Origin of the sequence: Pseudomonas sp. A214 (assembly GCF_900156295.1) — a bacterium.
GTDB lineage: Bacteria > Pseudomonadota > Gammaproteobacteria > Pseudomonadales > Pseudomonadaceae > Aquipseudomonas > Aquipseudomonas rhizophila.
In genome coordinates this window covers 1,023,048-1,043,988 of sequence record NZ_LT707062.1, presented here as the reverse complement: position 1 = coordinate 1,043,988, position 20,941 = coordinate 1,023,048, and the positions used below count along the sequence as shown (strand labels likewise).

Here is a 20,941-nt window from a genome sequence, read left to right as displayed (position 1 = left end):
GAGGGAGCTTGCTCCCGCTCGGCTGCGCAGCAGACGCATTGGGGCCGCTTCGCAGCCCAGCGGGAGCAAGCTCCCTCGCCACAACAACTGTCCCAGGTCCAGCAAGGGGCAGTCGATTCAGGAGCGGGCAAGTTCCAGCAGTTTCCCACGCCACGCCGCCTTTGCCGGCAACGCCAGGAAGGATTCATTCAACAGCGACTCCCGCGGCGGATAGCAGAACGGCTCGCCGCGTAGGTCCAGCACCTCGCCGCCTGCCCCCTCCAACACGCCTTGGGCGGCGGCGGTGTCCCACTGGGACGTCGGCGCCAGTCGCGGATAGCAATCCGCCGCGCCCTCGGCCAGCAGGCAGAATTTCAACGAACTGCCGATGCTGGTCAGTTGCAACTCACCCAGGCTCTCGCTCAAGCCGCCCAAGAGACGCTCTTGCTCCGGGCTGGTATGGCGACGGCTGGCGACCACCGTAAAAGCATCACCCGGCGCCGGCACGTTACGCACTTCGATCGGCAACGGCTCGCCCCCCTTGTCGCCACGCCAGGCACCAAGCCCCGCGCCACCGACATAAAAGCGACCATTGGTGGGCATCGACACTACGCCAAACACCACCCGCCCCTGCTCGACCAGTGCGATATTGACGGTGAACTCTTCGCTGCCGGAAATGAACTCCTTGGTGCCGTCCAGCGGGTCCACCAGCCACCAGCGTTGCCAGCCGGCGCGCACGCTTTGCGCAATATTGGCGTCCTCTTCGGAGAGGATTGCAATATCCGGCGCCAACGCGGTCAGCCCGGCCACGATCACATCGTGAGCGGCCATGTCCGCGGCGGTCACCGGCGATGCGTCGGCCTTATGGTTGACCTGCACATTGGCTCGCCAGAACGGCAGGATCGCCTCACCGGCCTTGAGCGCCAGCTCGACCACAGGGGCCATTAGAGGGTGGGGGAAATTCATGACAGGAACGCTCCGCGCTGGGTCAGCAGGTCACGGGCCAGGTACAGCGCCGCCAAGGCCCGGCCCTCCGTGAATTGAGGGTTTTGCGCCAAGGCCGACAACTCACGCAGGTTGACCTTGTCCACGCGCATCGGCTCAGGCTCGTCGCCTTCCAGCCGCTCTTCATAGAGATCGGTCGCCAGCACCACCTGGATCTTCTGGCTCATGTAGCCGGGGGACAGGGACAGTTCAGTCAGGTGTTCCAACTGACGTGCACCATAGCCGGCCTCTTCTTTAAGCTCCCGCTCAGCCGCCGCCAACACGTCTTCACCCGGCTCAATCAAACCCTTGGGCAGGGACAATTCGTAGGCATCGGTGCCGCCGCAGTATTCTTCCACCAACACGGCGTGATCGGCGTCGAGCATCGCCACGATCATTACCGCGCCGTAACCTGCGCCCTTGCCCGCCAAACGCTCATAGGTGCGCTCCACGCCGTTGGAAAACCGCAGTTTCAGTTCTTCCACGCAAAACAGGCGGCTGGTGGCGACGATCCGTCGATCGAGTATGGTGGGTTTCTGGCGCATAAACGGCTCCCTGGGCGATAGCGGGCTACTATACCCGGCCTATTCTGATTGTTTGTGTCGGATATCCGATTACCGCTGGAGAAGTTTTATGGCCTTGCTGCCCTGGCACGAGATCGATACGGTGCTGCTGGACATGGACGGCACCCTGCTGGACCTGCATTACGACAACCATTTCTGGATGGAACACTTGCCCCAACGCTACGCCGAACTGCATGGCGTGAGCCGGGCCATGGCGGAGCTGGAGTTGCAGCCGCTGTTCGAGCGCAACGCCGGCCAATTGCAGTGGTATTGCCTGGACTTCTGGAGCACCGAGCTGAAACTGCCGGTGCGCGAACTGAAGCTGGAAACCGCGCACCTGATTGCCCTGCGCCCGGACGCCGACACGTTCCTGGCGGCGATCCAGCGGGCGGGTAAACGGGTGGTAATGATCACCAACGCCCATCGCGACTCATTGTCCCTGAAGCTGGAACGCATCGAACTGGCCCCTTACTTCGAACGTTTGATCAGCTCTCACGACTACGGTTTTCCCAAGGAAAGCCCGCAGTTCTGGGATGCCCTGCAAGCCGATCTGAACTTCGACCCGGCCCGCAGCCTGTTTATCGACGACACCTTGCCAGTGCTGCGCAGCGCCCGGGAATTCGGCGTGGCACACCTGCTGGCGGTCAGCGTACCGGACAGCCGCAAAGGGCCGAAGGATACGGGGGAGTTCGAGGCGTTGGGGGATTATCGGGATTTGATTGCCGGGCTTTGATAGCCGGCCGTTTGCATCGCGAGCAGGCTCGCTCTCACAAGGTTCCTTGTTCGCCACAGATCCAGTGTGGGAGCGAGCCTGCTCGCGATGAAGACAATGCGGTCCTCAAGCTTTATTCGGGAATGCGCAGCACCTGCCCCGGATAGATCTTGTCCGGATGCGACAGCATCGGTTTGTTGGCTTCAAAAATCTTGTTGTACTTGTTCGCATCACCATAAACACGCTTGGAAATGGCGCTCAGGGTGTCACCTTTTACGACGGTAACGAACTTGGCCTCAGTGGCCACAGGCCCCGTCACGGTGATTTGGTCATCGACTTCACTGATACCGTGCACGTTGCCCAGCGCCAACAAAATCTTTTCTTTCTCTTCCTGGGTCGCGGCTTCACCCGAGGCAATGACTTTTTCGCCCTCGACTTTCACCTGGATCTTTGAAGTATCAATGCCTGTCAGCGCCTCCTTTACGTGATTGGTCAGCGCTTCGCTGTTGGCCTGTGCCTTGTCGGGCGTCAGTGCATCAAGAATTTTCTCACCGGCATCTTTCAAAAAACTGAAAAGGCTCATCGTGTTCTCTCCATAGGTTTAAGTGTCCAGACGCAAAAGCCTAGACCAAGCCAAACGAACCCGGTTCCCAGCCGACCAATGACCCTGCCGCGCACAAAGCGCTAGAATCCCAACCTTCCCGCGCCCTGGAACGAAGATGGACATCAAGCAGCTGAAATTTCTCATCGCGCTCGACGAAACCCGCCACTTCGGCCAGGCGGCCGCGCGCTGCCACATCACCCAACCGACCCTGTCAATGCGCCTGCGCAGCCTTGAGGAAGAGCTGGGCCTGCCGCTGGTCAATCGAGGCCAGCGCTTTGAAGGTTTCACCGCTCCCGGGGAGCGGGTGTTGGCCTGGGCACGCACGGTCATGGCGGCCTATGACGGTCTACAGGCCGAAGCGGCGGCCTGCCGTGGCAACCTGGTGGGTACCCTGCGCCTGGGAGTGGTGCCATTGTCGGACTTCGATCCGTTGTCGATGATGCAGCGGCTGCACAGCGAGCACCCTAACCTGCATTTCGAATTGTCATCCTTAAGCTCCGAACGCATCCTCGAACAACTGGCGAACAACCGCATCGACCTGGGCATTTCCTATCTGGAGCGCCTGGACACCGAGCGCTTCGACGCCCTGCCCTTCAACCATACGCGCATGGGCTTGCTATTTGACCAGCGATACTTCTATTTCGGCGAGCAGCCGCTGAGCTGGGAAGCGCTGATCGAGTTGCCCCTGGGCATGCTCACCAGCGGCATGCATTTTCGTCAGTCCATCGACCACAACTTCCACAGTCGGGGCCTCACACCCCGCCCTCTGCTGCAAACCGACGCGGTGCATCAATTGTTACAAGCCGTACACGGCGGACTGTGTTGCGCCGTGATGCCGCTGAACAGTGGCCTGGGTATGCTGACCCGAGACTTGCGCATCCAGCCCATCGAAGACGCGCAAACTCTGGTCCCGCTGGGTCTGATCATGCGCCGCGGCGCTCCACGCTCGGCTTTGGCGGAAGCTTGCTTCGCCCTCTATCAGAAATCATCAACGACATCTTGATCGACGTCATCTATTGATAGATCAGTAATAGCGATTAGACGTGGCAGATTGCCGCATTTAGTCTTATCACTATTCCCACTGTCAGTGATGCCTATGAACGACAAGCCTCCGGTCTGTTCTGCGCCTGCGGAGAAAATACCCGCGCCAGCCGCCAGCCAGAGCTATCGCTACTGCAACCTGGACCATTCCCAATCGGACAGCACCGCGCTGGCCGAGGAAGTGGCGCTGGCGATCGCCTATAACGGCATCAGTCAGGCTGTCATGCTGGTCACGCCGTCTGACCTTGAAGACTTCATCGTCGGCTTCAGCCTAGGCAGCGGCATCATTGAATACCCTGCGGACATCTATGACGTGCAACTGAGCGGCGACGGTTCTGCGCAATACGCCCAGGTAACCATCGCCAACCGCGCCTTCTGGAACCTCAAGCAACAACGCCGACAACTGGCCGGCACCAGCGGCTGCGGGCTTTGCGGGGTGGAAGCGGTGGAGCAGGCATTACCGAACCTCAAGGCACTGCCCGGCACGCCACTGCCACCGGCCCAGTGGCTCGAAGGCCTGCGTCAACGCATCGGCCAGTTCCAGCCCCTGGGCCAGCATTGCGGCGCGGTCCACGCGGCGCTGTTCATGAACGCCCAAGGCCAATTGCTGCTGGGACGCGAAGATATCGGCCGGCACAACGCGCTCGACAAACTGATCGGCGCGCTGATCCGGCAACAGATCCCGGTGAACGGAGGCGTGGCGATCGTCACCAGTCGTTGCAGCCTCGAATTGATCCAGAAAGTGTTGCGCGCCGGCATCCAGACCCTGGTCAGCCTGTCGTCACCCACCGGCCTTGCCGTGCAGTGGGCCCGCCAGCACAACCTCAATCTCATCCACCTGCCGCAGAAAAGTGCGCCGCGGGTCTATAGCCCTGCGATGGAGAATCAAGCGTGAGCAATCATCAACAAGCCGATCAGAAACCCGTACCGCGCTACAAGCCCTACAAGGGTCCGGCCGGTGGTTGGGGCGCGCTGATCAGCGTCGCCCAGGCCTGGCTGACCAGCGACAATGCGCTGAAGAACCTGCGCATGATGCTCAAGACCAACCAGAACGGCGGCTTTGACTGCCCAGGCTGTGCCTGGGGCGACTCGCCGGAAAGCGGCATGGTCAAGTTCTGCGAGAACGGCGCCAAAGCGGTGAACTGGGAAGCTACCAAGCGCCGTGTCGATGGCGCATTCTTCGCCAAACACAGTGTGACGTCGCTGCTGGAGCAGAGCGACTATTGGCTGGAATACCAGGGGCGCCTGACCGAGCCACTGAGCTACGACGCCGAAACCGACCGCTACAAACCCATCAGTTGGGAAGCGGCATTTGCCCTGATCGGCAAACACTTGCAGGGGCTCTCCAGCCCGAACCAGGCTGAGTTCTATACCTCGGGCCGGGCCAGCAACGAAGCAGCCTACCTCTATCAGTTGTTCGTGCGCGCCTACGGCACCAACAACTTTCCCGACTGCTCGAACATGTGCCATGAAGCCAGTGGCGTGGCGCTGTCTCAGAGTGTCGGCGTAGGCAAAGGCACCGTGACTTTCGACGATTTCGAACACGCCGACGCGATTTTCGTCTGGGGCCAGAACCCGGGCACCAACCATCCACGCATGCTCGAACCGCTGCGCGAAGCAGTGAAACGCGGCGCCCAAGTGGTGTGCATCAACCCGCTCAAGGAGCGTGGCCTGGAGCGTTTCCAGCACCCACAAAACCCGATCGAGATGCTTACCAACGGGGACAAACCGACCAACTCCGCCTATTTCCGTCCGGCCCTGGGTGGCGACATGGCCGTGCTGCGGGGCATGGCCAAGTTCCTGCTGCAATGGGAACGTGAGGCGCAAAACACCGGCGCTGCTGCAGTGTTCGACCACGCGTTCCTGAACGAACACAGCATCGACGTACTGGATTACCTGGCCGTGGTCGATGACACGCCATGGGAGCAGATCGTTGAGCAGTCGGGCTTGACCCTGGTCGAGATCGAACAAGCGGCGCGCATGTACGCCATCAGCAAGAACGTGATCATGTGCTGGGCGATGGGCATCACCCAACATCGCCATTCGGTGGCGACCATCCAGGAAATCGCCAACCTGATGCTGCTGCGCGGCAACATCGGCCGGCCGGGCGCCGGTCTGTGCCCGGTTCGCGGCCACAGTAACGTGCAGGGCGACCGGACCATGGGCATCAACGAGCGTCCGCCGGCGGCGTTCCTTGACTCGCTGGAGCGTCGCTTCCAGTTCAAGGTGCCGCGCGAGAATGGCCACAACGTGGTCGAAGCGATCCACGCCATGGCTGACGGCCGGGCGAAGGTCTTCATCGCTCTGGGCGGCAACTTCGCCCAGGCCACCCCGGACAGTGATCGGACGTTCCAGGCCTTGGGCAACTGCGACCTGACTGTGCAGATCAGCACCAAGCTCAACCGCAGCCATCTGGCTCATGGAAAAGAGGCGCTGATCCTACCGTGCCTGGGCCGTACCGACATCGACCTGCAAGTCGAAGGCGCACAAGCGGTGACCGTGGAAGACTCCTTCAGCATGGTCCATGCATCCAATGGCCAATTGCAGCCGCTGTCGAACCAGATGCGTTCCGAGCCCTGGATCATTGCCGGCATCGCCGCCGCCACACTGGGCCACCATCCGGTGGACTGGAACTGGCTGGTGGCGGACTACAACCGCATCCGCGACCTGATCGCCGATACCATCCCGGGGTTCAAAGACTTCAACGAAAAGCTCCAGAACCCCGGCGGCTTCTATCTGGGCAACAGCGCCGGTGCACGTCGCTGGAACACCGCCTCAGGCCGCGCCAACTTCAAGCCCAACCGGCTGCCGACCGACCTGGTGCATGAGCGCACTCGCGCCACCGGGCAGTTGCCTGACCTGATCATGCAGTCCATGCGCTCCCACGATCAGTACAACACCACCATCTATGGCCTCGATGACCGCTATCGCGGCGTGAAGGGCCAGCGTGACGTGTTGTTCGTCAACGAAGCGGACATCATTCGACTGGGCTTCAAACCTGGGCAGAAGGCCGACATCGTCTCGCTCTGGGATGACGGCCGCGAGCGACGGGTCAAAGGCTTTACCCTGTTGGCATTTGACATTCCCGCCGGACAGGCCGCCGCCTATTACCCTGAAGTGAATCCGTTGGTGCCGTTGGAGAGCACCGGCGACGGCAGCCATACCCCGACTTCGAAATTCGTGGCGATCCGTCTGGAAGCGGCGAGCGAGAATGGGCTGATTCTGGCCAAGTCGGCCTGACACAACGTGCCAGGCGATTAGGTTGTGTGGGAGCAAGGCTTGGCTCCCACAATCCTACTTTTCAATCGCCCACAAAAAAGGCCGTTTTCCATAGAAAACGGCCTATCCGAAGTAGCTAAAGACCGGCGAAAATCTGTTAAGTTCCGCCCAAAAAACAATAACTTATCGAATTGTGCACAAGTCGTGTTACTCGTCGGATTTCGATTGTAACCAAGCGAAGCCAGCCTCAGGATCGCGCCGTCATCCCTTTGAGGCTCCTCTATGAAGTTCTCCTCGATTCTCTTGTTGTCCCTTGGCCTGATCAGTGGCGCAGCCTCTGCCGGTGGCACCACCGAAGCAGGCGTGGGCGGCGCATTGGGCGGGGTTCTGGGTTCTGTGGTCGGCCAGTCCTTGGGCGGCAACACCGGGTCCACCATCGGCGCAGCCTTGGGTGGCGCGGGTGGCAGTGCGGTCGGTGCGGACAAACGCAGCCGCGGCGAAGCAGCGATTGGCGGTGCACTGGGCGCAGCCGGCGGTAACGTGGTCGGCCGTAGCGTAGGCGGCACCACCGGCAGCCTGATCGGTGCAGCAGCAGGCGGCGGCGCTGGCGGTGCACTGGGCAACTATATGGGCAAGGACGATGACGACGATCGTCGTTATGACGGTCGCCGTGGTGATCGCCGTTATTACCGTGACGGCCATCCAGGTCGTGGCCATGCCTATGGGCATCGCAAGCACAAGCACAAACATCGCTATCACGACGATTGATCACTGGCTCTAACCAGTAGTCGATAGAAAATCGCAGTCTTCGTCAGCGCTTCTCAAGCGTCTGACAGGAGACTGCGATTTTTCGTTTAAATCACCAGCCGTTCCAAAGCGGCGCGCAACCGATCCGGAATCGCCACTGGCCGATTCGAAGACCGCTCCACAAAAACATGCACAAAGCGCCCCGCCGCGCAGGCCTCCTCCTCCCCCGCCTTGAACACCGCCAGCTCATACTGCACTGAACTGCTGCCCAGCTTCCCCACCCGCAGACCGATTTCAATCCGGTCGGGAAAGGCGATCGAGGCAAAGTAGTCGCAAGCCGAACTCACCACGAACCCCACCACCTCCCCATCGTGGATATCGAGGCCGCCGACCTCGATCAGATAAGTGTTCACCGCCGTGTCGAAAAAACTGTAATAAGTCACGTTGTTGACGTGACCGTACACGTCGTTGTCGTGCCAGCGTGTGGTGATCGGTTGCAGGTGCGGGTATTCGCTACGTTGGGGCATCAGGTGTCCTTTACGGTTGCTCAATGGGTCATGCGTTGTTCAGGGTTTTGAGGCCTGGTGTTGTGCGAATCCCTTGCCCTGGGCCGCCAGCTCCCCGATCAGACGCGCGGGCTTCCAGTGGTCCCCCTGCTTCGTTTCGAGTTCCAGCAACCGTGCATGGATGTCTTCGAGTCCCTGATGGTCGGCCCAGGCCATCGGGCCGCCCTTGTCCGCGGGGAAGCCGTAGCCGTTGAGATATACCAGGTCGATGTCATGAGCCGACTCGGCAATACCTTCCTGCAGGATTTTCGCGCCCTCATTGACCAGCGCCAGCAAGCAACGCTCGAGGACTTCCTCGGGGCCGATCTCGCGACGCTGAAAACCCAACGTTTCACTGACTCGCTGCACCAGCGCATCGACCTCTACATCATGCTCGGCCTGGCGACTGCCGGCTTCGTAGTGATAGTACCCGTCGCCGCTTTTCTGGCCGAACCGACCCAGTTCGCACAAACGGTTGTCCACTTGCACCTCGGGTGCATCCTGACCTTTGCCCGCCAGTTCCCGAGCGCGCCACTCCAGGTCGATGCCGACGACGTCGTACATGCGAAACGGCCCCATGGCGAAGCCGAAACCCTGCAATGCCGCGTCAACCTGATGGGGAAACGCCCCTTCCAGCAGCATCTTGCGCGCCTCCAGCACATAGGGGTGAAGCATCCGATTGCCGATGAACCCGTGGCAATTGCCCGACACCACGCTGACCTTGCCCATGCGCTTGCCCAATACCAGGGCTGCGTCCAGCACCGCTTTGGAGGTTTGCGCCCCACGAACGATTTCCAGCAACTTCATGATGTGCGCCGGGCTGAAGAAGTGCAGACCCAACACCTGGGTGGGGCGGCGGGTGACGGCGGCAATCGCATCGATGTCCAGCGCCGAGGTGTTGCTCGCCAGAATGGCTTGCGGCTTGAGCAAGCCGTCCAGCTCGCGGAAGATCTTCTGCTTGAGCTCAAGGTTCTCGTAAACCGCCTCGATGACCAGATTCACATTGCGGATCGCCGCGTAGTCATCTGCCCGCGTCACCCTGGCGATTCGGGCATCGGCTTCACCCTGGTCGATACGGCCCTGGCGCACGTTGTGGGCATAAGTATCGGCCACGGCAGCCAACGCCTGTTCCAGCATCTGCGGGTTGTTGTCGACCCACTGCACCGTCACGCCGGCGTTGGCCAGGCACATCACGATGCCCCGCCCCATAGTGCCTGCACCGACTACGGCGGCGCGCTGAATATCGAAGGGTGTCTGGCTCATGTTTGCTCTCTTGTTGGCGATCCAAAGACAGCCCTCACCTTAGTCAGCCGCAGAATATTTTTGAAATTTATTCGTGTGATGGCGGGCATTCATCGGATGGATGCGGATTACAAAGCCGCTTGAACCCAGTGGCGAACTTCGGCGTACGGGTAATCCTCCAGCTGCGCATATCCTGGAATCGTCCGTGCCTTCAGTTTGGTGAACAACGGCACGCTGATGCCGCAGAGGAACCGGGTCACCCGCTCCGCAGAGGGTGCACTGCCGGTATGCTGCTCGTGCCTGTTGATAAAGTCGCCACACAGTGCGTTGAAGTCTCTGTCCACCAGTACTGGTAATGGTGGTGGCTCCGGCAGACGGGCAACGCGTCCATGGCACACCGAACAATGACCACAGCGCTGCGGTGCACTTTCATCGCCGAAATACTGGGCCAACCGATAACCGAGGCAATGATCGGTGGCGAACAGTTCGAGCATCGCGTGGATCCGCGCGATCTCCCCACGCTCGTGCCGGGTGAAATAGTCGTGCAACTCGGCGCTCAGCGCCTGAACGTCGAACCCTGCTTCAAGCACGTTATACACCTCGGTCATCTGTTTGCTTTCCAGCTCGACCCAGCCCTTTTCCTGAAAGTAATCCAGCGCCTTGACCACGCGGTTACGCTCGGCGTGATACAGCTGGTACATCCCGTCGAAATCCACCGCGGCCCAGGTACGAGCACGGCTGGAGGTCTGGATGATGGCCGAGACGAACGCCTGACGCTCCCCTTCGAAGTGCTCGAGCAATGCCTGCGGCTCGATCAGAAACTTGAAGCGATACTCCGCGAAATAGGCATAACGCGGCGCGATCAGCCGGCGCAGTTCCAATTGCACCAGCAGCGTCTTGAGCGGTAGTTGCCGGATGTTGCTCTTGTCCGCCAGCGGCCCCAGCAAAAACTCCCATTGGCCATCGGCAGTTGCAGCCTTCAACTCATCAAGCACGCACCGAATACCCGCCAGCTCCGGCGTATCGCCATAAACAAAGTTTTCCAGCACGTTGAGGCTGTCACGGTTGGCCAGGACCAGACAATCGGACGGTAACCCGTCACGCCCCGCCCGGCCGATCTCCTGGCTGTAGTTCTCGATGGATTTAGGCAGGTCGAAATGCGCCACGTTGCGGATATCACTCTTGTCGATACCCATGCCGAAGGCGATGGTCGCAACGATGCAATTGCACTGCCCGCCCATGAACCGGCGCTGGATGGCTTCGCGTTGTTCATGAGGTAAGCCGGCGTGATAAGCCTGGGCCTCAATCCCATGCTGGCTCAGGTGCTCGGCAATCTGCTCGGCGGTTCGCTGCAAGGTGACATAGACGATGCTCGGCTGTCCGGCTCGCTCGCCCAGCCATTGCACCAGTCGCCGCCGCTTATCCGCGCCGCGTACCGGTTCCACCAGCAGGTTGAGGTTAGGTCGATAGAAGCCGGTGGTGACCACATCGTCGGGGGCGATGGCGAACTTCGCCTGCATGTCCGCGATGACTTTGGGCGTTGCGGTGGCCGTCAACAGCAACACCTGGGGAATGTCGAACTGACGCTGGTAGTCGGGGAGCTTGAGGTAGTCGGGACGAAAGTTATGCCCCCATTCGGAGATGCAGTGGGCCTCATCTACCACCAGCAACGAGATCGGTACCTGCTGCAGGAAATTGCGAAAGCGCTCGTTCTTCAGCCGCTCCACCGAAATCATCAGAATCTTCAACTCGCCCGAACGGGCCCGTGCCATGACCTCGCTGGCTTCGTCACGACGCTGGACTGAATCGATACTCGCCGCCGCAATGCCATGGCGATGCAGGAACGCCAGTTGGTCCTGCATCAGTGCCAGCAGCGGCGAGACCACCAGGGTCAGATGCGGTAATAGCAGGGCCGGCAATTGATAGCACAGGGACTTGCCCGAGCCGGTAGGAAAAATGGCCGCTGCCGACCGACCGGCAAGTACTGCGCTGACGGCAGCTTCCTGACCGGGGCGAAACTGCGGATAACCGAAAACCTGTTCCAGGGTGCTGTGCATAGGCGGTCACTCCTTGACTGCTGCGATGCCAAAAGCCTAGCCGGACGGCGCAGGGAGTCGAGAAAAGGTTTGGGGGAAAAACGATACCGGATGATACAGCCTCAGCGCCTTTGTGCTTTGCCACGAGGCGATACAAATCCAGGCACTTTGATGCCTCGTTCCCGTTTCGCTTGCAAGGTAAGGTGCGCCATCCACTCATGCGTTACAGGCCTGGAAGCCTGGCGCTCAAGACTCCGCTCAAGGACTGAACCATGTCACATCCATTTTCCGCGCTACGCACCCTGGCGCTAACGTCGGCCTCACTGCTGGCCGGTTGCTTGACCATTCCAGCACAACCCGACATGCGAACCACCGTGTTCGAAACACCGGAATACCGCGCCCAGCAAGGTCTGGCCATCGTCAGAGCCTCAGCTCTGTATGCCCGGGGTGGCACCGGCCGGAACGTGACCGTGGCGCTGATCGACTCTGGACTGAACAGCAGGCTGACGGAGTTCGAGGGCAGGCTGGGTGACCCCGGATTCGACCATGTCGAAAACCGTCCCGGTACCCTTGACCGGGTCGGGCACGGCACGCAAATGGCCGGTATCCTCGCCGCCAACAAGGACGATCAGGGCATGCATGGCATCGCGTTTGAGGCCAGGTTGATCCCCTTCCGTTTCGGCGACGACAACGAACCGTTTTTTTTCGACAGCGAAATCGCACAGTCCTGGCAAAGCGGTTTCGACAAGGGCGCGCGCCTGTTCAATAACTCGTGGGCCAACGCCATCCCCGCCACCGAAATCACTGAAGCACGTTACAACCAGGTGATGCCCGACTCCCTGACCGCTGCCCGAAAACTGGTGGAAGACGGCGCCGTATTTGTCTTCCCGACCGGCAATGAGCTCAAGCGCGAGCCCTTGGCCGAACCTGGGTTACCGGCAGCATTGCCGGAACTGGAGAAAGGCTGGATCGCGGTCGTGGCGTTGAAAAACGATGGCAGCACCATCAATGGAAAATCCAACTATTGCGGCGTCGCAGCCGCCTGGTGCATCGCCGTACCCGGCGGCGACGCAGGTCCACAGGCAGGCCTGCTTACCGTGGGCAAGGATGGCCGTTACGTGCAAACCGCCGGCACATCCCCGGCCGCCGCGTTGGTCAGTGGCGCACTGGCTGCGCTGCAAAGCCTCTACCCGCAGCTCAACGCACAGCAAGTGCGCGAACATCTGCTGGCGACAGCCAACCGCACTGGCATCTACGCCAACAGCGAAGCCTACGGCAGAGGGTTGATGGACCTTGAGGCGGCCTCACGACGCGCCCCAGGACCGCTGGCTGACTGAACCAAGAGCCGCTACCGCTCGCGGCTGTCGAAGCCTCCCGGACAGTTCCGAGACGGTCGTGGGATATTTCTTCTTTTTCCAACGGGCAAAGATTTCGCCCTAAACTTTCCACCTATACAGACGCCACCCTCAGCCCGGACATTTTTTCATGTACCTCGCCCCAGATTTTCCTGACGACCACGCCATGCGCCAGCTCATGGAACTGCTCCATGAAGAAATCGGCCTGCCGGAGCGCAAGACAATCCGTCTGGACACCGCCATCAATCTCGACTTGGGCTGTGACGGCGCGGACGCTCGGCATCTGATGGAAGCATTGGAGGAGCGGTTCGCCCTCGACCTCATTGACTACGACGCGTACCGCTACTTTCAGCCGGAAGGATTTGATGTGTTTCAAAAGCGCAGGGCCAAGGGCCGTGGCAGCAAGGTGCCACTGACCATTGGGATGCTCTACAAGGCAATCAAGGCTCAGCGCTGGGAGACGCAGGAAGTGGAAGGAGTGTAGCCGAACGGCACGCATTAAGTGGCATTATTCTGGCTGTTTACCGTGATTCCAGGTGGAATAATGGCTGCTTTCGAGCCGGGAGCAGCACAGCATTGCATCCGCCCCCTCAAAAGCCGTCCATAAAAAAACCGCCCTGAAAAGGGCGGTTTTTTCATTCGCGAACCAAGCCTTACAGCTGCGGCCCAGCGGCCTTGATCGCGTCGCTCACTTCAAACTTCTTGAAGTTCTCGATGAACAAGCCAGCCAATGCTTTGGCGGCTTCGTCGTAGGCAGCCTTGTCGGTCCAGGTGTTGCGTGGGTTCAACAGGCCAGTCTCAACGCCCGGAACAGCCAACGGCACGTCCAGGTTGATGATGTCCAGGTGCTCGGTTTCAGCACCGATCAGCGCGCCGCTCTGAATTGCCGCGATCACCGCACGGGTGGTCGGGATGTTGAAGCGCTTGCCGACGCCGTAGCCACCGCCGGTCCAGCCGGTGTTGACCAGGTAGACCTTGGAGCCGAAGCCGCGGATACGCTTGATCAGTAGCTCAGCGTATTCACCGGCAGGACGTGGGAAGAATGGAGCGCCGAAGCAGGTGGAGAACGTCGACTTGATGCCGCTGCCCGAACCCATTTCAGTCGAGCCCACCAGTGCGGTGTAGCCGGACAGGAAGTGGTAGGCCGCTTGTTCTTCACTGAGGATCGACACCGGCGGCAGTACGCCGGTCAGGTCGCAAGTCAGGAAGATCACTGCGTTTGGCTCGCCACCGAGGTTTTTCGGTGCGCGTTTTTCGATCAGTTCACGCGGGTACGCGGCGCGGCTGTTCTGGGTCAGGCTGTCGTCGGCGTAATCGGCTTTCTTGGTGACCGGGTCCAGAACGACGTTTTCCAGTACGGCGCCGTGCTGGATGGCTTTCCAGATAACCGGCTCGTTCTTCTCGGACAGGTCGATGCACTTGGCATAGCAACCGCCTTCAATGTTGAAGACCACGCCAACACCCCAGCCGTGCTCGTCATCACCGATCAGGTAACGGCTTTCATCGGCGGACAGCGTGGTTTTGCCCGTGCCCGACAGACCGAAGAACAGGGTTACATCGCCCTCTTCGCCCATGTTGGCGGCGCAGTGCATAGGCAGTACGTCAACCGCTGGCAGCAGGAAGTTCTGGACGGAGAACAGCGCTTTCTTCATTTCACCGGCGTAACGCATGCCGGCGATCAGTACTTTCCTGGCCGCGAAGTTGATGATCACGGTGCCGTCGGAATTGGTGCCGTCGCGCTCAGGCTCGCAGACGAAGTTCGGCGCGTTGAGGATCTGCCATTCATCCTTGCCACCGGCGTTGTACTGCTCGGGGTTGATGAACAGGCAGCGGCCGAACAGGTTGTGCCAGGCAGTCTCGGTGGTCATCTTGACCGGCAGGTAGTGCGCAGGGTCGGAACCTACATGAACATGGGAGACAAAACGCTCACGCTCGCCCAGATAGGCTGCTACGCGGTCCCACAGGGCGTCGAACTTGTCGGCCGGGAACTTGCGGTTGATCGGGCCCCAGGCAATGGCGTCCTGGGTGGTCGGCTCTTCAACGATGAAACGGTCAACCGGTGAACGACCGGTACGATGACCGGTGCGAACAACCAGCGCGCCAGTATCGGCAAGCTCGCCTTCACCGCGACTGAGGGCTTCTTTGACCAGATCATCGACACTCAGATCGGTGTACACGGCGTTATTGGCTTGCGTCATGAGATTCCCCGTCGGCCTGTGGCCGAGTGCTCCAAACGTTTTGTAGTAGGAAGTCGCGCACTACTACCCGAAAAAAGTGGGCCGGATTATGCCAGAAAAGCCCAAAAAAAGTAGGGCCCTCCCGTCAGTACGGCGTAAATCCGGCGTTTGCCAGGAGATTTACCTGCGCTGAACCGTTTTAGTGACGAGTATCTGACGGTGTGTCGACACCCGCACCGGCGAACAATTGGGCGATGTCCGCAGCGTCGAACAGGTAGCGCTCGTTGCAAAACTGGCAATCGATCTCGATGGCGCCACCATGCTCGATCACCAATTGCTGCGCATCTTCCAGACCCAGACTGACCAGCGCATTGCCGGAACGTTCACGAGAGCAGCTGCATTGGAAGCGCAACGGCTGAACGTCGAACAGGCGGACCTGCTCTTGATGGTAGAGACGATGCAACACGGTTTCGTTGTCCAGGCTCAGTAGCTCATCGGCGCTCAGGGTACTGGCCAGAGCGGTGATGTGCTGCCAGCTGGCGTCACGTTCTTGCTGGTCGCGAAGGCGATCGGCGGGCAACTGCTGCAGCAGCAAACCACGGGCACGCCGCCCGTCGGCATAGAGCCAGAAGCGAGTGTTGGTCTGTTGCGACATGACGAAGTAGTTGGTGAAGCATTCAGCCAGAGACGTGCCATCGAGATCGACAATACCCTGGTAGCGCTTGCCGTGGGTTGGATCGACCGTCAGCGCCAGCACGCCATCGGGCATCATGTCGGCCAGGGTCGCGTCGGGGGCGATCTGCTCGGCGTGATAACGGGCCAGGCCACGGATCTCGCGTTCGCTGGAGCATTCGATCATCAACAATGGCACCGGGCCTTCGGAACGGGCCTGGAGAATCAGCAAGCCATCGAATTTCAAGGTGCCGACCAGCAGCGCCGCAGCCGCCATCAGTTCACCGAGCAGTTGGGCGACCGGTTCCGGATAGGGATGCTTGGCAAGAACTTCGGCGTAGCTACGCTCCAACGCTACCAGTTCGCCACGAGTGTCGCTGTCATCGAAGATGAAGCGTTGGGTGTAGTCGGTATCCGGCAAATCAGTCATAGGGTCTGGTATCTGAGGTGATGACAAAGGATGACAGGCATTTTATGGACATTCCGGGTGGGTTCCAAGCAAGGCCAGGGTTTGTCGGACGGGATGGGGCGGACTGCGCATCCGAGCCACAGGCACTGCGGCCTCAAATTGCCGATCTTTTATTCGCTATTGCTGCCATGAAACTTGAACAGATCCCGACGCTGCTTCTTGCTGGGCTTGCCATCGGTGCTGACCCCCAAGGCGCCGGCCTTGCGCTGGGCGGCTGCGGTTTCGCGCCGGGCGATACTGGCTTCGGTCTCGCGATACAGCGCCTGCGCTTCCGGCGCGCCGCGGCGCACGATCGACAGGGCCTGGACAACCACGGTTTTTTCGTCGAACCCGGTGCGAATGACATATTCGTCGCCGATGCGAGGCTCCTTGCCCGGCTTGCAACGTTCGCCCCGGTGATGGACCTTGCCGCTTTCGATGGCGGTCTTGGCCAGGGCGCGGGTTTTATAGAATCGCGCTGCCCACAACCATTTATCGAGACGGACCTTGTCGTCTTCTTCCTTTTTTTGTGCCACTGCAATTCCTCTTTCAGCCAATAGTCAGAACTGTACTACCGTTTTTGTCGAGCGCACGAATTCGGTCCGACAGATAGAATGTCGACCGAACTGACTTGCGGCACGATGCGGGCCGGTATCGGTTACGAGCGGAAACAGGTGTGTAGATAACTGTCGCCATTTTGTGATTATTCTGCGTGAATACCGCGATTCGCGGGCTCCACGATCCGATGTACTGATCGCAGGTTTTTTTATTGAAGACTTTTGACCATCTGACCGTTGTCGGTCTACGCGAGTGGGTGGCGCTCCCGGATCTGGGTGTCGCGGGCCTGCGGGCAAAAATCGACACCGGCGCCAGCACCTCCAGCCTGCACGCCACCGACATCGAGCCGTTCGAGCGCGACGGTGAAAAATGGGTGCGCTTCACCGCGCATCTGGGAACGGTGGTGCAGTTGCGCCATCGTCGCTGCGAAGCCCCATTGGTGGCGCGCAAAACGATAAAAAGCTCCAACGGCCACGCTCAGGTTCGCTACGTGATCAGCACGACGCTGGCACTGGGGGATCGGATCTGGCGAGTCGAGTTCACGCTTGCCTGCCGCAAGTCCATGCGATATCGCCTGTTATTGGGTTCCAAAGCCTTGATCGACGGCCAGTTGGTGGTCAATCCGGGCATCAAATACGTTCAAGACAAGCCGGTGTTCCCGGTGTCCACTACCTCTGCCACAGGTGTTGCATGAAGATCGCTGTGCTGTCGCGTAATCCGCGTCTGTATTCCACTCGTCGCCTGGTTGAAGCCGGGACCGAACGTGGCCATGAAATGGTGGTGATCGATACCCTGCGCGCCTACATGAACATTGCCAGCCACAAGCCGCAGATCCACTACCGTGGCAAGCCGCTGGAAGGGTTCGATGCGGTGATCCCGCGCATCGGTGCGTCGGTAACGTTCTATGGTTGCGCCGTGTTGCGCCAGTTCGAAATGATGGGAGTATTTCCCCTCAACGAGTCCGTGGCCATCGCCCGCTCCCGGGACAAGTTGCGCTCGCTGCAATTGTTGTCGCGCCGTGGGATCGGCTTGCCGGTGACCGGTTTTGCCCACTCTCCCGACGACATTCCCGACCTGATTGCCATGGTCAACGGCGCGCCACTGGTCATCAAGGTGCTGGAAGGCACCCAGGGTATCGGCGTAGTGCTGTGTGAAACCGCGACGGCCGCCGAGTCGGTGATCGAAGCGTTCATGGGCCTGAAGCAGAACATCATGGTCCAGGAATACATCAAGGAAGCCGGCGGCGCGGACATTCGCTGCTTCGTGGTCGGCGACAAGGTGATCGCTTCGATGAAGCGCCAGGCCAAACCCGGGGAATTTCGCTCCAACCTGCATCGCGGCGGTAGCGCGAGCCTGATCAAGATCACGCCGCAAGAGCGCATGACTGCCCTGCGCGCCGCTAAAGTCATGGGCCTGGCCGTGGCGGGTGTAGACATCCTGCGTTCCAATCACGGGCCGCTGGTGATGGAGGTCAACTCCTCGCCGGGCCTGGAAGGGATCGAAACCACCACGAGCAAGAACGTGGCGGGGATCATCATCGAGCATCTGGAAAAAAACGGCGGGCCGAACATGACCCGGACCAAGGGTAAGGGTTAACTCATAGGTGGGAGCGAGCCTGCTCGCGATGGCGGCGTGTCAGTCAACATCAATGCTGCTGATCCACTGCTATCGCGAGCAGGCTCGCTCCCACATCAGTTCTTGAGCAAACGGGTGTATCCCTATACCGCATCCCTAGGCAACAACAGCCCCAACGGCAACCTCACCCGCGCTTCCAGACCACCGCCGGCGCGGTTGCGCAATTCGACATTGCCGCCGTGCATCGAAGCGATGCGCTTGACAATGGCCAGGCCCAATCCCGTGCCTTTTCCGCCCCGGGCACGGTCGCCCCGGGTGAAGGGGTTGAAAATGGCTTCCAGTTCCGACGGATCGATCCCGGCACCACGGTCCATGACGCTGAGCACCACATAAGGTGCGCTGGTATCACCGGAAACATAAGCCGCCACTTCGACGCCCGTGCCGGCGTGATTCAAGGCATTGCCGATCAGGTTGTTCAGCAATCGCTTCATCGACACCCGGCGCAGCGGGAACGGCTGGATCGGCTCCAGGCGCAGGTGCACTTTTTCGCAGTTCTGGTTATAGGGCGCGGCCACTTCCCGTACCAGCTCGCTGAGATCGACTTCTTCCACGGACTCGTCCCGACCGTCGCGAATGAACGCCAGGAACTGATCGAGAATCGCGTCCATGTCTTCGATATCGCGGACCATTTCATCGGTCAGGTCGGTGTGCTCGCCCATCAACTCCAGCGACAGCCGTAAACGGGTCAACGGTGTGCGCAGGTCGTGGGAGACGCCCGCAAGCATCAGTTCACGCTCGCGTCCGGCCTGCTCGACGTCCTCGGCCATCTGGTTGAAAGCGCGGTACACCTCGGTCATTTCACTGGGAGTGTCGCTGATGGGCAATCGCACGCTACGGCCCTGGCCCAATTGTCGGGCCGCGTAGACCAGACGCTTGAGCGGCTGATTGAGCTGGCTGACGAAGATCCACGCCGAAGCGGTCGACAACAGGCCGATGGCCAGGAACCAGCCAAGCACGTTCCAGATTTTCTGGCCGCGCAACGGGTGGGGGTACAACGGTACCTTCAACCAGCCATCCCCCAGGCTCGGCGCACGGACCCACAGCGCCGGAGGCGAGTGCATACGCAAGCGCACTTCGGTATCGGCGCCGAGTTCGTCCTGCATCTGCCGTTGATAGATCTCGCTGTAAGGCCAGTGTTGTTCGCCTTCCGGCACGCCAGCGCCAACCACCCGGATCAGGGTCGCCGCTTCGGCGATCTTCTCCCGGTTGGCTTCGTCGGCGGCCCAATAGGCTCGAAGGGTCAAGGCAACGCCGTGGCTGTACTGCCGGTCCACCAGCACATCTTCGTTCATCAGCAAGTAGACGAGCGTCAGTGCCTTGGAAAAGAGCACGACAATCAGCACCAGCCAGAGGGTGCGGGAGAAGAAGCTCTGGGGGAACCAAACGGGGGTTTTCATGAATAGCCGCTACACACTTGCAGGAGCGAGCGATGCTCGCACAATAACGGACCGCGAGTCGCCTGCAGGAAGAAATTCAACCCGCCAGGCCACCCGCTCCTACAAATCACCGATCACTTGCTGGCGGCGCCATCCGGCACGAATACATAACCCACGCCCCAGACAGTCTGGATATATCGCGGCTTGGAAGGATCAGGCTCGATCATCCGGCGCAGACGGGAAATCTGCACGTCGATGGATCGCTCCAGCGCATCCCATTCACGGCCACGGGCCAGGTTCATCAGCTTGTCGCGGGTCAGCGGCTGACGGGCGTTCATCACCAGGGCCTTGAGCACGGCGAACTCACCGGTGGTGAGCATGTGTATTTCATCGCCGCGCTTGAGCTCGCGAGTGGCCAGGGACAGTTCATAGTCGCCGAAGGTCACGCTTTCATCTTCGCTGCCCGGGGCGCCAGGCACCGGGGCCGACTGACGACGCAACACCGCCTTGACCCGGGCCATCAGCTCGTCCGGGTTGAACGGCTTGGCCAGGTAATCGTCAGCGCCCAGTTCCAGACCCTTGATACGGCTCAGCTCATCGCCCTTGGCCGTGAGCATGATGATCGGGATCTGGTTGTTCGCGCCACGCAGGCGACGGCAGGCTGTCAAACCGTCTTCACCTGGCAGCATCAGGTCGAGGACCACCAGGTTGAAGACCTCACGGGCCAGCAGCCGATCCATTTGCTCGGTGTTCGGTACGGTGCGGGCACGGTAGCCCTTGCTGACGAAAAAGCGCTCCAGCAGGCTGCTCAGCCCCGGATCGTCGTCAACAATAAGAATTTTTTCGCCTTCAGCAGTTTGTGCAGTGCTGCTCATAGGAAGCTCCTTTGATCTCGGCGCGCATTATGGCCTAGCTGCCGTTATACGCACCGTGTGCATTGTTAGCAGATTTTTCCTCTATCTCCAGTCATCCGGGTATCGAGCCTACAGACCACGACGCCCCCTAAGAACGCAACGCTGGTTATAATGCGCGGCCTTTTGTGCCAGGG

20 protein-coding genes are annotated in these 20,941 nt (G+C 60.3%); 9 read left to right on the top strand and 11 right to left on the bottom strand.

Annotated elements, in window-relative coordinates; genetic code table 11:
- Positions 1 to 117: 117 nt before the first annotated feature.
- Together cysQ and nudE are read right to left on the bottom strand one after the other, a co-directional pair.
- Entirely contained in the window at positions 118 to 945 is an 828-nt protein-coding gene (cysQ, locus tag BW979_RS04610) for a 3'(2'),5'-bisphosphate nucleotidase CysQ (RefSeq protein WP_076383282.1), read from the bottom strand.
- Positions 942 to 1,508, bottom strand: a complete 567-nt coding sequence (gene nudE, locus BW979_RS04605) for an ADP compounds hydrolase NudE (RefSeq protein WP_047226858.1) — start codon at positions 1,506 to 1,508, stop codon at positions 942 to 944. The genes cysQ and nudE overlap by 4 nt, the downstream gene beginning before the upstream one ends.
- Before the next feature lie 88 nt (positions 1,509 to 1,596).
- On the opposite strand from nudE, the gene yrfG reads away from it, so the two are divergent.
- The gene (gene yrfG / locus BW979_RS04600) at positions 1,597 to 2,259 is read left to right on the top strand and encodes a GMP/IMP nucleotidase (protein WP_047226857.1); all 663 of its coding nucleotides are present in this window, start codon (positions 1,597 to 1,599) and stop codon (positions 2,257 to 2,259) included.
- A 112-nt stretch (positions 2,260 to 2,371) separates the two neighbouring features.
- Here yrfG and lysM read toward each other — a convergent pair whose 3' ends face one another.
- Positions 2,372 to 2,821 (bottom strand): peptidoglycan-binding protein LysM, encoded by a 450-nt coding sequence (gene lysM, locus BW979_RS04595; protein WP_047226856.1) that lies wholly within the window; start codon positions 2,819 to 2,821, stop codon positions 2,372 to 2,374.
- A gap of 136 nt (positions 2,822 to 2,957) precedes the next feature.
- On the opposite strand from lysM, the gene BW979_RS04590 reads away from it, so the two are divergent.
- The 4 genes from BW979_RS04590 to BW979_RS04575 all read left to right on the top strand — a co-directional run bounded on the left by BW979_RS04590 (position 2,958) and on the right by BW979_RS04575 (position 7,870).
- Complete coding sequence (locus BW979_RS04590; protein ID WP_076383281.1) at positions 2,958 to 3,845, top strand: LysR family transcriptional regulator; 888 nt, start codon at positions 2,958 to 2,960, stop codon at positions 3,843 to 3,845.
- 93 nt (positions 3,846 to 3,938) lie between these two features.
- A complete protein-coding gene (gene fdhD / locus BW979_RS04585) occupies positions 3,939 to 4,778 on the top strand; it encodes a formate dehydrogenase accessory sulfurtransferase FdhD (protein WP_047226854.1) in 840 nt (279 codons plus the stop codon).
- Positions 4,775 to 7,123, top strand: coding sequence for an FdhF/YdeP family oxidoreductase (locus BW979_RS04580; RefSeq protein ID WP_047226853.1), 2,349 nt, complete (start codon positions 4,775 to 4,777; stop codon positions 7,121 to 7,123). The genes fdhD and BW979_RS04580 overlap by 4 nt, the downstream gene beginning before the upstream one ends.
- 261 nt (positions 7,124 to 7,384) lie before the next feature.
- The gene (locus BW979_RS04575; RefSeq protein WP_047226852.1) at positions 7,385 to 7,870 is read left to right on the top strand and encodes a glycine zipper domain-containing protein; all 486 of its coding nucleotides are present in this window, start codon (positions 7,385 to 7,387) and stop codon (positions 7,868 to 7,870) included.
- Between the two features lie 86 nt (positions 7,871 to 7,956).
- Here BW979_RS04575 and BW979_RS04570 read toward each other — a convergent pair whose 3' ends face one another.
- From BW979_RS04570 to BW979_RS04560, 3 genes are all read right to left on the bottom strand, one after another.
- Complete coding sequence (locus BW979_RS04570; RefSeq protein ID WP_047226851.1) at positions 7,957 to 8,376, bottom strand: acyl-CoA thioesterase; 420 nt, start codon at positions 8,374 to 8,376, stop codon at positions 7,957 to 7,959.
- Positions 8,377 to 8,415: 39 nt separating this feature from the next.
- Positions 8,416 to 9,657 carry a 3-hydroxyacyl-CoA dehydrogenase gene (locus tag BW979_RS04565; RefSeq protein ID WP_076383280.1) on the bottom strand — a complete coding sequence of 414 codons (1,242 nt, stop codon included), beginning with the start codon at positions 9,655 to 9,657 and terminating at the stop codon, positions 8,416 to 8,418.
- Between the two features lie 107 nt (positions 9,658 to 9,764).
- Positions 9,765 to 11,693, bottom strand: coding sequence for a RecQ family ATP-dependent DNA helicase (locus BW979_RS04560; protein ID WP_076383279.1), 1,929 nt, complete (start codon positions 11,691 to 11,693; stop codon positions 9,765 to 9,767).
- Between the two features lie 251 nt (positions 11,694 to 11,944).
- Here BW979_RS04560 and BW979_RS04555 point away from each other — a divergent pair, with 251 nt between their 5' ends.
- Together BW979_RS04555 and BW979_RS04550 are read left to right on the top strand one after the other, a co-directional pair.
- The gene (locus BW979_RS04555) at positions 11,945 to 13,009 is read left to right on the top strand and encodes a S8 family peptidase (RefSeq protein ID WP_076383278.1); all 1,065 of its coding nucleotides are present in this window, start codon (positions 11,945 to 11,947) and stop codon (positions 13,007 to 13,009) included.
- Positions 13,010 to 13,157: 148 nt separating this feature from the next.
- Entirely contained in the window at positions 13,158 to 13,511 is a 354-nt protein-coding gene (locus BW979_RS04550; protein ID WP_047226847.1) for a DUF1493 family protein, read from the top strand.
- Between the two features lie 169 nt (positions 13,512 to 13,680).
- Here the strand turns inward: BW979_RS04550 and BW979_RS04545 are convergent, their stop codons facing one another.
- The 3 genes from BW979_RS04545 to BW979_RS04530 all read right to left on the bottom strand — a co-directional run bounded on the left by BW979_RS04545 (position 13,681) and on the right by BW979_RS04530 (position 16,860).
- Complete coding sequence (locus BW979_RS04545) at positions 13,681 to 15,225, bottom strand: phosphoenolpyruvate carboxykinase (RefSeq protein ID WP_047226846.1); 1,545 nt, start codon at positions 15,223 to 15,225, stop codon at positions 13,681 to 13,683.
- A 178-nt stretch (positions 15,226 to 15,403) separates the two neighbouring features.
- Positions 15,404 to 16,306 carry an Hsp33 family molecular chaperone HslO gene (gene hslO, locus BW979_RS04535; RefSeq protein ID WP_076383277.1) on the bottom strand — a complete coding sequence of 301 codons (903 nt, stop codon included), beginning with the start codon at positions 16,304 to 16,306 and terminating at the stop codon, positions 15,404 to 15,406.
- A 149-nt stretch (positions 16,307 to 16,455) separates the two neighbouring features.
- The gene (locus tag BW979_RS04530; protein ID WP_047226844.1) at positions 16,456 to 16,860 is read right to left on the bottom strand and encodes an RNA-binding S4 domain-containing protein; all 405 of its coding nucleotides are present in this window, start codon (positions 16,858 to 16,860) and stop codon (positions 16,456 to 16,458) included.
- 233 nt (positions 16,861 to 17,093) lie between these two features.
- Here BW979_RS04530 and rimB point away from each other — a divergent pair, with 233 nt between their 5' ends.
- Together rimB and rimK are read left to right on the top strand one after the other, a co-directional pair.
- Positions 17,094 to 17,576: a retropepsin-like aspartic endopeptidase RimB gene (rimB, locus tag BW979_RS04525; protein ID WP_025211286.1), complete on the top strand. Its 483-nt coding sequence runs from the start codon at positions 17,094 to 17,096 to the stop codon at positions 17,574 to 17,576.
- Positions 17,573 to 18,478: a 30S ribosomal protein S6--L-glutamate ligase gene (gene rimK, locus BW979_RS04520; protein WP_047226843.1), complete on the top strand. Its 906-nt coding sequence runs from the start codon at positions 17,573 to 17,575 to the stop codon at positions 18,476 to 18,478. Before rimB ends, rimK begins: the two co-directional genes overlap by 4 nt.
- Positions 18,479 to 18,600: 122 nt before the next feature.
- Here rimK and BW979_RS04515 read toward each other — a convergent pair whose 3' ends face one another.
- Together BW979_RS04515 and ompR are read right to left on the bottom strand one after the other, a co-directional pair.
- Positions 18,601 to 19,914 (bottom strand): ATP-binding protein, encoded by a 1,314-nt coding sequence (locus BW979_RS04515; protein WP_047226842.1) that lies wholly within the window; start codon positions 19,912 to 19,914, stop codon positions 18,601 to 18,603.
- A gap of 113 nt (positions 19,915 to 20,027) precedes the next feature.
- Positions 20,028 to 20,768, bottom strand: a complete 741-nt coding sequence (ompR, locus tag BW979_RS04510) for an osmolarity response regulator transcription factor OmpR (RefSeq protein WP_025211284.1) — start codon at positions 20,766 to 20,768, stop codon at positions 20,028 to 20,030.
- Positions 20,769 to 20,941: the final 173 nt, after the last annotated feature.